Here is a 14,656-nt window from a genome sequence, read left to right as displayed (position 1 = left end):
GACATGAGAGATGCTCGCAGATGAGCGGAACCCCGAGAGCCGGTGGCGCACGATGACCTGCACCGCGCGCCCCGGGGTCAGACGAGCTTCAGCTTCTTGCGGAGCGCCTGCACGTGCCCGGTCGCCCGGACGCCGTACTGCGCGAACTCGAGCGCTCCCTCGGCTCCGACGACGAACGTCGAGCGCAGCACGCCGACGACGGTCTTGCCGTAGAGGCTCTTCTCGCCCCACACCGCGTACGCGCGGTGCACGGTCATGTCGGGGTCGCTCAGCAGCGGGTACGCGATGCCCTGGGCGTCGGCCCAGCGGCGCAGCGCCTCCGGGGCGTCCCGCGAGATCCCGAGGACCTCGTAGCCGGAGTCGCGGAGGGACGCCGCGTTGTCGCGGAAGTCGCAGGCCTCCGTGGTGCAGCCGGGGGTGTCGGCCTCGGGGTAGAAGAACAGGATGACGCGCCGTCCGCGGTATTCCGTGAGCGAGACGGGCTCGCCGTCCTGGTTCGGCAGCGTGAACTCCGGAGCGGAGTCGCCGACGGCGAGGCGCGCCTCGGCGGGGAGGGGGGAGAGGTCGGTCATCGTCTGCTTCCGTCGGTCGTGGCGAAGGTGGTCAGGAGGCGCTGGAGCGAGTCGAGGCGCTCCGGTCCGCTGGCGCCCAGCAGTCCGCCCTCGACAGCCTCGATGATGGCGCAGTCGGGGGAGTCGGGCAGGTGCGTGCAGCCGCGCGGGCAGTCCCGGGCGATCACGGCGAGGGTCGTGAACGCGCCGAGGATGTTGTCGGTGTTCACGTGGCCGAGTCCGAACGAGCGGACGCCGGGGGTGTCGATGACCCAGCCGTGCCGGTCGCCGCGCTCCACGCGGAGCGAGACGGTGGAGGACGAGGTGTGCCGACCGCGGCCCGTCACGGTGTTCACGCGCCCGATGGCCCGGTGCGCGTCCGGGACGAGCTTGTTCACGAGGGTGGACTTGCCGACTCCGGAGTGCCCGACGACCACGGTCTCGTGGCCGAGGAGGGCGTCGGCGATCTCGTCGACCGGCGGCTCGTCCTGGCTCGAGAGGAACACTCGGAGGTCGAGCCCCTCGAAGTTGCGGAGGAACGGGGCCGGGTCCGCGAGGTCGGTCTTGGTGATGCAGAGCATCGGAGTGATCCCGGCGTCGAAGGCGGCGACCAGGTAGCGGTCGACCAGCCGGGTCCGGGGCTCGGGGTCGGCGGCGGCCACCACGCAGAGCATCTGGTCGGCGTTGGCGACGATCACGCGCTCGATCGCGTCGGTGTCGTCGGCGCTGCGGCGGAGGAGGGTCGACCGCTCGCGGATGCGGACGATGCGGGCGAGCGTCCCCTCGTCGCCGCTGGAGTCCCCGACCACGTCGACGCGGTCGCCGGCCACGATCGCCTGGCGCCGCAGCTCGCGGGCCCGGGCCGCCGTGAACTCGTGCTCCTCGGGCGTCCCGTCGCCGATCATCACCGTGTAGCGACCCCGGTCGACGCCGAGCACCATCGCGATCTCTGCGTCCTCGTAGGCGGGCCGGTTCTTGGTCCGGGGCTTCGTGCCCTTCGGGTTCGGGCGCACCCGCGCGTCCGACTCGTCGTACCCGTCGAAGTCGTCGAGAGCACCGTCGGCGTCGAGGCCGCTGTCCGTCCACCACGACACGGGTCAGACCGATCCGGCGAGGGTCGTCCACAGTTCCGGGAACTGGGGGAGGGTCTTCGCTGTCGTCGCGACGTCCTCGATCACCACGCCGGGGACCACGAGGCCGATCAGGGCGCCGGCGTGGGCCATGCGGTGGTCGGAGTAGGTGCGCCAGCGGCCGCCGTGGAGCTCGGCGGGCTCGATGCGCAGACCGTCCTCGAGCTCCGTGACCCGGCCGCCGAGGCCGGTGATCTCGGCGGCGAGGGCGGCGAGGCGGTCCGTCTCGTGGTGGCGGATGTGGCCGATCCCGGTCAGGGTGCTGGGAGTGGAGGCCAGCGCGGCGAGCGCGGCGAGGGCGGGGGCGAGCTCGCCTCCCTCCGACAGGTCGAGGTCCACGCCCAGGATCTCGTCGCCGCCGGTGACCACGAGGTCCTCGCCGTCGCGCTCGACGCGGGCGCCGAACAGCGGCAGGATCCGCTCGAGGTGCGCCCCGACCTGCGTGGTGACGGCCGGCCAGTGGCGAAGCCGGACGCGGCCGCCCGTGACGAGGGCCGCAGCGAGGAACGGCGCGGCGTTCGAGAGGTCGGGCTCGATCAGCACGTCGGCGCCGCCGATGGGCTGCGGCGCGACGGTCCACTCGCCGTCGGCGGGCGTGCCGACCTCGACGCCCCGTGCCGCCAGCGCGGCGACGGTCATGTCGATGTGGGGCCGGGAGGGGACGGCGCTGCCCTCATGGCGCAGGTGCAGTCCCTCCTCGAAGCGGGCGCCGGCCAGCAGGAGCGCCGAGACGAACTGGCTCGACCGCGAGGCGTCGACGACGACGTCGCCGCCCCGGACGGCCCCGGAGCCGTGGACGGTGAAGGGGAGCGCGCCGCGGCCGTCGTCGGCGACGTCGACGCCGAGCGCGCGGAGGGAGGCGATCGTCGCCCCCATCGGCCGCTTCGCCGCGTACGCGTCGCCGTCGAAGGTGGTGGGGCCGAGCGCGAGGCCGGCCAGCGGCGGGACGAAGCGCATCACGGTGCCCGCGAGCCCGCAGTCGATCGTCGTCGAGCCGAGCAGCTCCTCCGCGGGCTCCACGACCAGGTCGGCGCCGAAGCCGCCGGTCGAGCCGGACTCCCGGATCGTGGTGCCGAGCGAGCGCAGCGCCTCGATCATCAGGGCGCTGTCGCGGGAGTGCAGCGGCGCCCGCAGCGTGGAGGGTCCGTCCGCCAGAGCGGCGAGCACCAGCTCCCGGTTGGTCAGCGACTTGGAGCCGGGCAGGCCGACCTCGGCGTCGAGAGCGCCGGCCGCGAGGGGTGCGGGCCAGGCGTCGTCGCCGGGGAGCGCACGGGCGTCGCCGTACGGATCGAACTCGGGGGCGGAATAACGCGAGAAGACCATCGGTTGTCAGGATAGTCGGCGCGCAGGGCGTCGTCAGGAGCGTGACGGAGGCGGAGCATGACGGCAGCACCCCCGGTCCTCCGGAGCAGCAGGCCCGTCGCCCGGAGGCGCCCTCGTGCCGCAACCCCGGTCGTCCGCCGCGCCGCCGCTCTAGAATCGCTCGTGATGACTCGCGACGACGAACCCCGCACCACCCCCGCCGACGAGGCTCCCGAGCCCGCCGACGCGGAGCAGACGATCGTGGAGACCGTCGAGGAGTCGCTGGACGACGCCCCGGTCGAGGCTCCCGTCGATCTCCGCTCCCTCTTCGAGCAGCAGGCGCTGCCCTTCATCGACCAGCTCTACGCGGCCGGTCTGCGGATGACGAAGAACCCCTCCGACGCGCAGGACCTCGTGCAGGAGACGTTCGCGAAGGCGTTCGGCGCGTTCCGCCAGTTCGAGCAGGGCACCAACCTGAAGGCCTGGCTCTACCGCATCCTCACGAACACGTTCATCAACTCGTACCGCAAGAAGCAGCGCGAGCCCTACCAGAGCGCGATCGACGAGCTCGAGGACTGGCAGCTGGGCGGCGCCGAGTCGACCACGGCCACCTCCAGCCGCTCGGCCGAGGCGGAGGCGATCGACCACCTCCCCGACACCGCGGTGAAGGAGGCGCTCCAGGCGATCCCGGAGGACTTCCGGCTCGCCGTCTACTTCGCCGATGTCGAAGGCTTCTCCTACCAGGAGATCGCGGACATCATGAAGACCCCCGTCGGGACCGTCATGAGCCGGCTGCACCGCGGCCGGCGCATGCTGCGCGAACGACTCACCGACTACGCACGCGAGCGCGGATTCCGCGCCGCATTCACTTCCGGGAGCACGAAATGACCGACAGCGGCTGCACGAAGGCGAAGGCCGAGCTCGAGGAGTACCTCCACAACGAGCTGTGCAAGGAGGACGCCGCCGACATCCGCGAGCACATGGCGGGATGCGTCGACTGCGCCGATGAGGCGAAGGTCGGCGTGGTGCTGACGGTCGCCGTGCAGCGGGCCTGCAAGGAGACGGCGCCGGAGGACCTCCGCGCCCAGGTGCTCGGCATGCTCCGCGACGAGCACGCCGCGCACTCCCAGGCGCCCGCCCGCCTCTAGGCGCCGCACGACCCGGGGAGCCCCGGCCGTTCGAGACCTCCCGCGCACCGCGGGCCCTCGAAGGGCCGGGGCTCCGTCGTGTCCGGCGGCCTCCGGGTGCCGCGGCACCCGCACGTCGCGCGCGCTCCTGCCGGTCTCTGCGGGCCTGCGGTCAGGCACGGTCCGCCTGCAACGCGACGGGCCCGCCGGAACACGAGGTTCCGACGGGCCCGACCGCGTCGTGCGGACCGCGGGTCAGCGGGTGAGCGCCCGCGACAGCAGGTCGGCCTGCTCGGAGGCGTGCCGCTTGGCCGAGCCGGCCGCGGGGGAGGCCGCGGACGGCCGCGAGACCACGCGCATGGACCGGCCCAGCTTCGGAGCGACCTCGAGGGCCATGAACGGCCAGGCGCCCTGGTTCTCGGGCTCGTCCTGCACCCAGACGAGCTCCGCGTCCGGGTACCGCTCGGCGATGCCGCGCAGCTCCTCGATCGGCGCCGGGTAGTACTGCTCGACCCGGACCAGCGCGATGCCGTCGTCGGGCTTCTTCTCGAGCTCCGCCTTGAGGTCGTAGTGGACCTTGCCGGCGTGGAGCAGGACGCGCTTCACGGCGGAGGCGTCCTGGATCCGCGCGTCGTCGATCACCGGCTGGAAGCGGCCCGAGGTGAAGTCCTCGACCGGGCTCGAGGCTCCGCGCAGGCGCAGCATCGCCTTCGGGGTGAAGACGATCAGTGGGCGGCGGGGCCGGGAGTAGGCCTGGCGGCGCAGCAGGTGGAAGTAGGACGCCGGCGTCGACGGGCGCGCGACGGTCATGTTCCGCTCCGCGCACATCTGCAGGTAGCGCTCGATCCGGGCCGACGAGTGGTCGGGGCCCTGGCCCTCGTAGCCGTGCGGGAGCAGGAGCACGAGCGACGAGCGCTGGCCCCACTTCTGCTCAGCCGAGGAGATGAACTCGTCGATCACGATCTGGGCGCCGTTCGCGAAGTCGCCGAACTGCGCCTCCCACAGCACGAGCGAGTCGGGCCGCTCCACCGAGTAGCCGTACTCGAACGCCATCGCCGCGTACTCCGAGAGCAGCGAGTCGTAGATCCAGAGCCGGGCCTGCTGCTCGGACAGGTTCATCAGCGGCAGCCACTCCTGGCCGTTCTCGCGGTCGTGGAGGACAGCGTGGCGCTGGACGAAGGTCCCGCGGCGCGTGTCCTGGCCGACGAGGCGCACCGGGGTGTCCTCGAGCAGCAGCGAGCCGAGCGCGAGCAGCTCGCCGAAGGCCCAGTCGATGGAGCCGGAGCGGCTCATCTCCTGGCGCTTCGCCAGCAGCTGCTGGAGCTTGGGGTGCACGGTGAAGCCCTCGGGCGGCGTCGTGAACGCGTCGCCGATGCGGGTGACGACCTCGGTCTTCACGCCGGTCACCTCGGGCTCGCCCGGGTAGTCCTCGCCCTGCTGCGCGTCGGGCAGCTCGAGGTCGGCCACGGAGTCGCCGTCGGCGGTGATCACGGGGATCGCGCCGGTCTGCGCGGCGTGGGTCTCGGCGAACGCGCGCTCCAGGCGGTCCTGGAAGTCCTGGTGGGCGCGGTCGTACTCCTCCTCGGTGATGTCGCCGCGGCCGACGAGCGCCTCGGTGTACAGCTTGCGGACCGAGCGCTTGGCCTCGATCAGGCTGTACATCAGCGGCTGGGTCATCGAGGGGTCGTCGCCCTCGTTGTGCCCGCGCCGGCGGTAGCAGATCAGGTCGATGACCACGTCGCGGTGGAACCGCTGGCGGTACTCGAACGCGAGCTGCCCGACATGGACGACCGCCTCGGGGTCGTCGCCGTTCACGTGGAAGATCGGCGCCTGGATCGTCTTCGCGCCGTCGGTCGAGTAGATCGAGGTGCGGGCCTCGTGAGGGGGAGTCGTGAACCCGACCTGGTTGTTGATGTTGATGTGGATCGTGCCGCCGGTGCGGTACGCGCGCAGCTGCGACATCTGCAGGGTCTCGACCACCACGCCCTGGCCCGCCATCGCGGCGTCGCCGTGCACGAGGATCGGCAGCGTGGTGAAGGTGCCGATGGGCTTGCGGTCCTGCTTGGCGCGGACGATGCCCTCGAGCACGCCGTTCACGGCCTCGAGGTGCGAGGGGTTCGCCGCCAGGTAGACCGGGATCTCCTCGCCCGCCGCGCCGCGGAAGGTGCCCTCGGTGCCGAGGTGGTACTTCACGTCTCCGGAGCCCTGGACCGTGCGCGGGTCCTGGGTGCCCTCGAACTCGCGGAAGATCTGGCCGTAGGTCTTGCCGGCGATGTTGGTCAGCACGTTCAGGCGGCCGCGGTGGGCCATGCCGATCGCGACCTCGTCGAGGTGCTCGTCGGCCGCGCCTTGCAGGACGGCGTCGAGCAGCGCGATGAGCGACTCCCCGCCCTCGAGCGAGAAGCGCTTCTGGCCCACGTACTTGGTCTGCAGGAAGGTCTCGAAGGCCTCGGCCTCGTTGAGCTTGCCCAGGATGCGCAGCTGCTCGTCGTGGCCCGGCTTCTCGTAGCCGCGCTCGAGCTTCTGCTGCATCCAGGCGCGCTGCTCCGGGTCCTGGATGTGCATGTACTCGACGCCGACGGTGCGGCAGTACGAGTCGCGGAGGATCCCGAGGATGTCGCGCAGCTTGAGCTGGCGCTTGCCGCCGAAGCCGTCCGTGACGAACTCGCGATCGAGGTCCCAGAAGGTGAGGCCGTGGCTCTCGATGGCGAGGTCGGGGTGCGAGCGCTGCACGTACTCCAGCGGGTCGACGTCGGCCATCAGATGCCCGCGGACGCGGAACGAGTTGATGAGCTCCTGCACGCGGGCGGTCTTGGAGACGCGCTCGGCGAGGTCGACGGCGATGTCCGTGGACCAGTGGATCGGGTCGTAGGGGATGCGCAGCGCGGCGAAGATGTCCTCGTAGAAGCCGCGGCCGCCGAGCAGGAGCTCGTGCACGATCTTGAGGAACTCGCCCGAGCCGGCGCCCTGGATGACGCGGTGGTCGTAGGTCGAGGTCAGGGTGATGGTCTTGCCGATGCCCAGCTCGACCAGCGTCTTCTCGGACGCGCCCTGGAACTCCGCCGGGTACTCGAGGGCGCCGGCTCCGATGATGCAGCCCTGGCCCTTCATCAGGCGGGGGACGGAGTGGACCGTGCCGATGCCGCCGGGGTTCGTCAGCGAGAGCGTGGTGCCCGCGAAGTCGCCGGCGACGAGCTTGTTGCCGCGCGCGCGCTTGACCAGGTCCTCGTAGGCCGAGAGGTAGGCGGTGAAGCTCAGCGTGTCGGCGCGCTTGATGCTCGGCACGAGCAGGGCGCGCGTGCCGTCGGGCTTCGGCATATCGATCGCGATGCCGAGGTTGACGTGCGCCGGGGCGACGACCGCGGGCTTGCCGTCGACCTCGTCGTAGAACACGTTCTGGCTCGGGAAGTCCTTGAGCGCGCGGATGAGCGCCCAGCCGATCAGGTGCGTGAACGAGACCTTGCCGCCGCGGGTGCGGCGCAGGTGGTTGTTGATGACGATGCGGTTGTCGATCATCAGCTTCGCCGGGATCGTGCGGACGCTCGTCGCGGTGGGGATGCTGAGGCTGGCGTCCATGTTGGTCGCGAGGCTCTTCGCCATGCCGCGGAGCGGGGTGACGACGTCCTCGTCCGGCGTCGAGTCCTCGGCGGAGGGCTTGCTCACCGGAGCGTCGGCCGGGATCGGCTGCGCCTTCGGCTGCTTCGACGTGGTGCGGGAGGCGGGGGTCGACTCGGAGGAGGAGGCCGCGGCGGGATGGGTCACGGCGCCTCCGCCGCTCGACGAGACGCGCTCGGCGGCAGCGGCGGGCTTCGAGGCGGCGGGCGCGGGGGCCGCGGCGGGAGCCGGAGCCGGAGCGTCCTTGCCGGAGTTCGCGAGCTGGGCGCCGTAGCGCTCCAGGATGGGCCACCAGGACTCGTCCACCGAGGCGCGGTCGGCGCTGTACTGCTCGTACAGCTCCTCCACGAGCCACTCGTTGGCTCCGAAGTCCTCCGCGCCCTGCTCTGTTCCTGCTCCGGTCAACTGGCTCGACACAGCCGATCGCCCACTCTCTCCGTTGATTCGTCCTCGATCATCCGGACGGGCCCGTCGCATCCCTCGGCGCCTGCCACCGCGGCGGAGGAGGTCGTCCTCGCACCAGCGGGAACCGGTGCCGTCGCCTGGTCCCGTCCCGGTCGCCCAGCCTAGCCCCGTTCCCTGCACGGCCGACCCGGGGCCGCGCCGGAGTAGCGTTTCCCCCATGCGTTTCTCCGGCGGAACACCCTCAGGCGACCTCACCTACTCGGACGTCTTCCTCGTCCCCGGCCGCTCGTCGGTGACGAGCCGCCTCGACGTCTCGCTCGCCCCGGGCGACGGCACCGGGGCGACGATCCCCGTCGTCTCCTCCAACATGAACTCGGTCACCGGTCAGCGCCTCGCAGCGACGCTCGCGCGCCGGGGCGGGCTCGGCGTCCTCCCGCAGGACATGCCCCTGCAGGCGCTGGACGCCGCGATCCGCTGGGTGAAGCGCCAGCCGGTCGCCTTCTCCGGCGCCCTCACCGCTTCGCCGGCGACGACCGTGGAGGAGGCGCTGCGCATCCTGCCGGCCGTCGCCGGCCACGGCTTCGTGGTGCAGGAGGAGGGCGGCGCGATCCTCGGCTGCGTCCCGGCCTCGCGTCTGGCGACCGCGCTGCCAGACGCGCGTCTGGGCGACCTGGTGCACTCCGCCACACCCTCGATCGACGCCGACGACGTGCCCACCGCGCGGGCCGCCTTCGACCTCATGGTGGCCGCCGACCTCGACTTCGCCCCGGTGCTGCACGACGGCGCCCTGGTCGGCACGCTGTCGCGCACCGGCGCCCTCCGCTCCACGGTCTACGACCCGGCGCTCGACGCGGACGGGCGTCTGCGCGTCGCGGCGGCGATGGGCATCAACGGCGACGTCGAGGCGAAGGCGCGCGCTCTCGTCTCCGCGGGCGTCGACGTCCTCGTCCTCGACACCGCGCACGGCCACCAGGAGGGAATGCTCCGGGCGCTCCGGACGGTCTCCGCGCTCGATCTCGGAGTGCCGATCGCGGCGGGCAACGTCGTCACGGCCGACGCGGTGCACGACCTCGTCGACGCGGGAGCGGACATCCTCAAGGTCGGCGTCGGCCCCGGCGCGATGTGCACCACCCGGATGATGACCGCGGTCGGCCGCCCGCAGTTCTCGGCCGTCCTCGAGACGGCCGAGCGCGCGCACGAGCTGGGCGCCCACGTCTGGGCGGACGGCGGGGTGCGCTACCCGCGCGACGTCGCCCTCGCGCTGGCCGCGGGCGCCGCCTCCGTGATGATCGGCTCCTGGTTCGCCGGCACGATCGAGGCTCCGGGGGAGCTGCGCAGTGACGCGGCCGGCCGGGTCTACAAGGAGAGCTGGGGCATGGCCTCGGCCAAGGCGGTGCAGGAGCGCTTCGACCGCCTCGACGCGTACGAGCTCGCCCGCAAGCGCCTCTTCGCCGAGGGCATCTCCTCCTCCACCATCTACCTCGATCCGCTGCGGCCCTCGGTCGAGGACCTGCTCGACATGATCACCTCGGGGGTCCGCTCGTCCTTCACCTACGCCGGCGCCCGGAGCGTGGCCGACTTCCACGAGCGGGCGCACGTGGGCCTGCAGTCGGCCGCGGGCTACGAGGAGGGCAAGGCGCTGCCGGTCAGCTGGTGAGCGGGCGCCGCGTGCTAGAACCGAGCCCATGACCATCGTCGACAACGCCGTGTACGTCGACGGCCGCCGCATCCGGAACCCCGACTCGCTCGAGGACACCTTCGAGCTGATGCGCGACGAGCACGGCATGGCCTGGATCGGCCTCTACCGCCCGACGCGCGAGGAGGTCGAGGCGGTCGCCGAGGAGTTCGGGCTGCACCCGCTCGCCGTCGAGGACGCGCTGAGCGGGCACCAGCGGGCCAAGCTCGAGCGCTACGACGACGGGCTCTTCGTCGTGCTGCGGCCGGCGCGCTACGCGGACGCCGCCGAGACGGTCGTCTTCGGCGAGCTGCACGTCTTCGTCGGCCCCGACTTCGTGGTCACCATCCGGCACGCCGATTCCCCGGACCTCGCCCGCGTGCGCCGCCGCCTGGAGGAGGATCCGGCCCTCCTCGCCCGCGGGCCCGAAGCGGTGCTCTACGCGATCCTCGACCAGGTCGTCGACGAGTACGCGCCGGTGGTGTTCGGCGTCCAGGGCGACGTGGACGAGATCGAGGACCAGCTCTTCGGCGACGACTCGGACGACGGGCTCTCGGAGCGCATCTACCGGCTCTCGCGCGAGGTCATCCACTTCCAGCGCTCGGTGCAGCCGCTGACCGCCCTGCTGCACGAGCTGCTGCAGGAGTCGACGCCCGTGGAGGGGGAGCCCTCGCCCTCGCCGGAGCGGATCGAGCTGCGCCGCTCCCTCCGCGACGTGCTCGACCACACCATCCGCGTGACGGAGGCGGTCGACTCCCTGCGCGCGATCCTCGACAAGGCGCTCACGGTGCACTCGACGCTCGTCTCGCGCCGGCAGACCGAGACCGGGCTCGCCCAGAACGACGTGGTCCGCAAGATCTCCTCGTGGGCGGCGATCCTCTTCGCCCCGACGCTGGTGGCCGGCATCTACGGGATGAACTTCGACGACATGCCGGAGCTGCACTGGCGCCTCGGCTACCCCTGGGCGCTGGGCCTGATGGTGCTGTTCGGCTTCGCGCTCTACGCGGTGTTCAAGCGGAAGAAGTGGCTCTGAGCCGCCGCGTCGGAGCACGCCCGGCAGCGCTCCGCGGCGGGTAGACTCGGCGCCACAATGGACGACCCTCCCTCTGCGCATCCGGCCCGTTCCGCTCGCCGCCGTGCTCCTCGGACTCCCGCCCGCCGCTCCGGTGCCGCCGCTCCGCCGGCCCGCACTGTCCGGCCCTCCTCGCACCTCCCTCTCGTGACCGGGGGCGACCACCGTGGGAACTGAGTGGCTCCTCCTCGGCGTCGGCCTGCTGCTGACCCTGGGCACCGGCGTCTTCGTCGCCAGCGAGTTCGCGCTGGTGAACCTCGACCGGGCCGATCTCGAAGCCCGTCGCGACCGCGGCGAGACACGCCTGGGCATGACCATCGCGGCCCTGCGCGTCACCTCCACGCACCTCTCGAGCGCGCAGCTGGGCATCACCCTCACGACGCTGCTCACCGGCTACACGATGGAGCCCGCCCTCTCGACGCTGCTCCAGGAGCCGTTCAGCGGATTCGGCATCCCGGAGGAGGCGCTCGCGCCGGTCATGACGGTGGTCGCCATCGTCATCGCGACCCTGCTGTCGATGATCCTCGGCGAGCTGGTCCCCAAGAACTTCGCCCTCGCTCTGCCGCGGGCGACCGCGAAGCTCGTCGTGCCGCTGCAGACCGCGTTCACGACGGTGTTCCGCCCGGCCGTCGCCCTGCTGAACGGCAGCGCGAACGCCCTGCTGCGCCTGGTCGGCATCGAGCCGAAGGAGGAGCTCTCGGGCGCCCGCAGCGCCGAGGAGCTCTCGAGCCTCGTGCGCCACTCCGCCAGCGCCGGACTGCTCGAGGAGGACACGGCCGACCTGCTCGGGCGCACCCTCCGCTTCTCCGCCCTCACCGCGGGCGACGTGATGACGCCGCGCCTGCGCCTGTCGACGGTCGAGCGCGCGAGCACCGCGCAGGACGTGCTCGACCTCGCCCGCACCACCGGGTTCTCGCGCTTCCCGATCACGGACGACGACATCGACGACATCGTCGGAGTCGTGCACGTCAAGCAGGCCGTCGCCGTGCCCCGCGGCAAGAGGTCCGACGTGCCGGTCACGGCGCTGCGCTCCGAGCCGCTCCGCGTCCCCGAGACCATGAAGCTCGACGTGCTGCTCACGGAGCTGCGCGGACGCGGCTTCCAGCTCGCGGTCGTCGTCGACGAGTACGGCGGGACGGCGGGCGTCGCCACGCTCGAGGACCTGGTCGAGGAGCTGGTCGGCGAGGTCGCCGACGAGCACGACCGCTCCCGGGCCGACGTGGTCAAGCTCCCCGGCTCCACCACCTTCCCCGGCATGCTCCGCCCCGACGAGGTCCTCGACCGCGCCGGCGTGCACATCCCCGAGGAGGGGCCCTACGAGACGGTCGCCGGATTCGTGATGAGCGAGCTCGGCCGCCTCCCCGCCGTCGGCGACCGGGTCGACGTCGAGGGCGGGTCTCTGCGCGTCGAGCGCCTGGACGGCCGCCGCATCGACCGCCTCCGCTTCACGCCCGATCCCGACGCGGATCCCGACGGGATCCCCGACCCGCTCGCCGACGTCGCCCGCGGACACCGCGGACGGAAGGAGTCCGACGATGAGTGACTGGGCCGGAATCGCCTGGCTCGTGGTGCTCCTCGCCGCGAACGCCTTCTTCGTCGGAGCGGAGTTCGCGGTCATCTCCGCGCGCCGCTCCCAGATCGAGCCCCTCGCGGAGAGCGGACGCCGCAGCGCGATCACCGCGCTCGCCGCGATGGAGCACGCCACACTGATGCTCGCGACCACGCAGCTGGGCATCACCGTCTGCTCGCTGCTGATCCTCAACGTGAGCGAGCCGGCGATCCACCACCTGCTCGAGGTGCCGCTGCACGCCGTCGGCATCCCCGACGAGCTCTCCGGCACCGTCGCCTTCGTCATCACGCTGCTGATCGTGTCGTTCCTGCACGTGGTGCTCGGCGAGATGGTCCCCAAGAACATCTCGTTCTCGATGCCCGACCGCGCCGTGCTCCTCCTGGCGCCGCCGCTCGTCGCCATCGCCCGGGTCCTCCGCCCGATCATCGTCGCCCTCAACGCGGTCTCGAACGGAGTGCTCCGCCTCTTCAAGGTGGAGCCCAAGGACGAGGCGAACAGCACCTTCACGCTCGAGGAGGTGCAGACGATCGTCGACCAGTCCACCCGCGAGGGCACGCTCCGCGACTCGACCGGGACCCTCCTCGCCGCGTTCGAGTTCACCGAGAAGAAGGTCCACGACGTCGCCCTGCCCCTCGACGGGATCGTCAGCCTCCCCAGCGGAGCGACTCCCGCCGACGTCGAGCGCGCCGTCGCCAAGCACGGCTTCTCGCGCTACGTGATCCTCGGCGAGGACGGCACCCCCGAGGGCTACATCCACCTCAAGGACGTCCTCGACCTCGACGGCGACACGGAGGGCGCCAAGTTCCGCCTCCCCGTCCCCGCCAAGCGCATCCGCCAGCTCGCCTCGATCTTCGAGGCCACCGACCTCGAGGACGCCCTCGCGATCATGCGGCGCACCGGCGCCCACCTCGCCCGGGCGTTCGACGAGCAGGGCCGCGCCACCGGAGTGCTGTTCCTCGAGGACATCATCGAGGAGCTCGTCGGCGAAGTCGACGACGCCACCCGCCGCTAGGCGCGGGCCGCGGAGGGGCCGTCTGCGGCGTTGTCGTCGGGCGCGATACCGCCGGTATCGCTTCCTCCTCCGCCTTGCATCCGACCCCTCCGCGGCCCGCGCCCGCGGGTGCTGGAGGCGGCGTTGTCGTCGGGCGCGATACCGCCGGTATCGCTTCCTCCTCCGCCTTGCCACTGCCCCCTCCAGCACCCGCGCCCCTCTGGAGCAAGGGGAGAGGGGTGCGGCTGCGCCGGCACCAGTGCGCTGCGCCGGCACCAGTGCGGCTGCGGCGGCACCGGGCGGCTCCGCCGCAGGGCGACGTAGGGTGGCGGGATGGGTGAGCGGGTCGGGACGGCGGAGGCGGCGCGGAGCATCAGGGTGCCGTGGGAGGACGACGACAAGTACACGCGCGGGGTGCTGGGGATCGCGACCGGGTCGGAGCGGTACCCGGGAGCGGCGGTGCTCGGCGTCGAGGCGGCGGTGCGGACGGGAGTCGGCATGGTCCGCTACCTCGGACCGGAGCGGCCCGCGGGACTGGTGCTCGCCCGGCGGCCGGAGGTCGTGACCGCGGTGGGACGCGTGCAGGCCTGGCTCGTCGGCTCCGGCACCAGCGCCGAGGACCGCAGCGACGAGGAGCGGCGCACCCTGATCGAGCAGCTGCACTCGGGAGTCCCGGTGGTGCTCGACGCGGGCGCGCTCGACCTGATCGACGAGGCCGCAGGCCCGGTCGTCATCACGCCGCACTACCGCGAGCTCGCCGGAGTGCTCGGCCGAGCGGGTCTGGACGCGGACGCCGCGACGATCGCCGAGGCCCCGGGGGAGTGGGCGCGCCGGGCGGCGGACCGCCTCGGAGTCTGCGTGCTCCTCAAGGGCGGCACCACCCACGTCGTCGCGGGCGGCGTCGAGCTCGAGGTCTCCGGATCCACGCCCTGGCTGGCGACCGCGGGCAGCGGCGACGTCCTCGGCGGCGTGCTCGGCGCACTCCTCGCCGGTCGGGCCGCGGACGCCGAGGCGGCCGGGGCGACTCTGACCGCGGAGGACCTCGCCCCCGTGGCCGCCGCGGCCGCCGTCCTGCACGCGGAGGCCGGACGGAGCGCCTCCGCCGGCGGCCCGATCGCCGCGCTCGACATCGCGGAGCACCTGCCCGGAGTGGTCGCCGCACTCCTGCGCTGACACGCCCGTCGGACGAGCGCTGAACCGAACCGGGACCGCCGCCGT

General features: G+C 72.4%; 11 protein-coding genes. 7 read left to right on the top strand and 4 right to left on the bottom strand.

What is annotated here, in order from left to right; all coding sequences use genetic code 11:
- Positions 1-77: 77 nt before the first annotated feature.
- The 3 genes from bcp to aroA are packed head-to-tail and all read right to left on the bottom strand — an operon-like array spanning position 78 to position 3,004.
- Positions 78-572 carry a thioredoxin-dependent thiol peroxidase gene (bcp, locus tag C5C37_RS07860; RefSeq protein WP_104225495.1) on the bottom strand — a complete coding sequence of 165 codons (495 nt, stop codon included), beginning with the start codon at positions 570-572 and terminating at the stop codon, positions 78-80.
- A complete protein-coding gene (gene rsgA, locus C5C37_RS07855; RefSeq protein ID WP_104224119.1) occupies positions 569-1,645 on the bottom strand; it encodes a ribosome small subunit-dependent GTPase A in 1,077 nt (358 codons plus the stop codon). The genes bcp and rsgA overlap by 4 nt, the downstream gene beginning before the upstream one ends.
- Before the next feature lie 3 nt (positions 1,646-1,648).
- Complete coding sequence (aroA, locus tag C5C37_RS07850; RefSeq protein WP_104338757.1) at positions 1,649-3,004, bottom strand: 3-phosphoshikimate 1-carboxyvinyltransferase; 1,356 nt, start codon at positions 3,002-3,004, stop codon at positions 1,649-1,651.
- Between the two features lie 165 nt (positions 3,005-3,169).
- Between aroA and C5C37_RS07845 the strand changes: the two genes are divergently transcribed.
- Together C5C37_RS07845 and C5C37_RS07840 are read left to right on the top strand one after the other, a co-directional pair.
- Positions 3,170-3,871, top strand: coding sequence for a sigma-70 family RNA polymerase sigma factor (locus tag C5C37_RS07845; RefSeq protein WP_104224117.1), 702 nt, complete (start codon positions 3,170-3,172; stop codon positions 3,869-3,871).
- Positions 3,868-4,131, top strand: coding sequence for a zf-HC2 domain-containing protein (locus C5C37_RS07840; RefSeq protein ID WP_104224116.1), 264 nt, complete (start codon positions 3,868-3,870; stop codon positions 4,129-4,131). The genes C5C37_RS07845 and C5C37_RS07840 overlap by 4 nt, the downstream gene beginning before the upstream one ends.
- 234 nt (positions 4,132-4,365) lie before the next feature.
- Here C5C37_RS07840 and C5C37_RS07835 read toward each other — a convergent pair whose 3' ends face one another.
- On the bottom strand, positions 4,366-8,142 hold the full coding sequence (locus C5C37_RS07835) for a multifunctional oxoglutarate decarboxylase/oxoglutarate dehydrogenase thiamine pyrophosphate-binding subunit/dihydrolipoyllysine-residue succinyltransferase subunit (RefSeq protein WP_181068290.1): 3,777 nt from the start codon (positions 8,140-8,142) through the stop codon (positions 4,366-4,368).
- Between the two features lie 205 nt (positions 8,143-8,347).
- On the opposite strand from C5C37_RS07835, the gene C5C37_RS07830 reads away from it, so the two are divergent.
- From C5C37_RS07830 to C5C37_RS07810, 5 genes are all read left to right on the top strand, one after another.
- Positions 8,348-9,787: a GuaB1 family IMP dehydrogenase-related protein gene (locus C5C37_RS07830; protein ID WP_104338756.1), complete on the top strand. Its 1,440-nt coding sequence runs from the start codon at positions 8,348-8,350 to the stop codon at positions 9,785-9,787.
- A 28-nt stretch (positions 9,788-9,815) separates the two neighbouring features.
- Positions 9,816-10,838, top strand: coding sequence for a magnesium/cobalt transporter CorA (corA, locus tag C5C37_RS07825; protein WP_104224113.1), 1,023 nt, complete (start codon positions 9,816-9,818; stop codon positions 10,836-10,838).
- A gap of 205 nt (positions 10,839-11,043) precedes the next feature.
- Positions 11,044-12,420 (top strand): hemolysin family protein, encoded by a 1,377-nt coding sequence (locus C5C37_RS07820; RefSeq protein WP_104224112.1) that lies wholly within the window; start codon positions 11,044-11,046, stop codon positions 12,418-12,420.
- Positions 12,413-13,459: a hemolysin family protein gene (locus tag C5C37_RS07815; protein WP_104224111.1), complete on the top strand. Its 1,047-nt coding sequence runs from the start codon at positions 12,413-12,415 to the stop codon at positions 13,457-13,459. Before C5C37_RS07820 ends, C5C37_RS07815 begins: the two co-directional genes overlap by 8 nt.
- 312 nt (positions 13,460-13,771) lie before the next feature.
- Complete coding sequence (locus C5C37_RS07810; protein ID WP_104338755.1) at positions 13,772-14,611, top strand: ADP/ATP-dependent (S)-NAD(P)H-hydrate dehydratase; 840 nt, start codon at positions 13,772-13,774, stop codon at positions 14,609-14,611.
- Positions 14,612-14,656: the final 45 nt, after the last annotated feature.

The sequence above is a fragment of the Rathayibacter sp. AY1F9 genome, assembly GCF_002932155.1.
Classification (GTDB): Bacteria; Actinomycetota; Actinomycetes; order Actinomycetales; family Microbacteriaceae; genus Rathayibacter.
The sequence above is the reverse complement of the archived record's forward strand: the minus strand, read 5'-3'. Positions and strand labels throughout refer to the sequence as shown.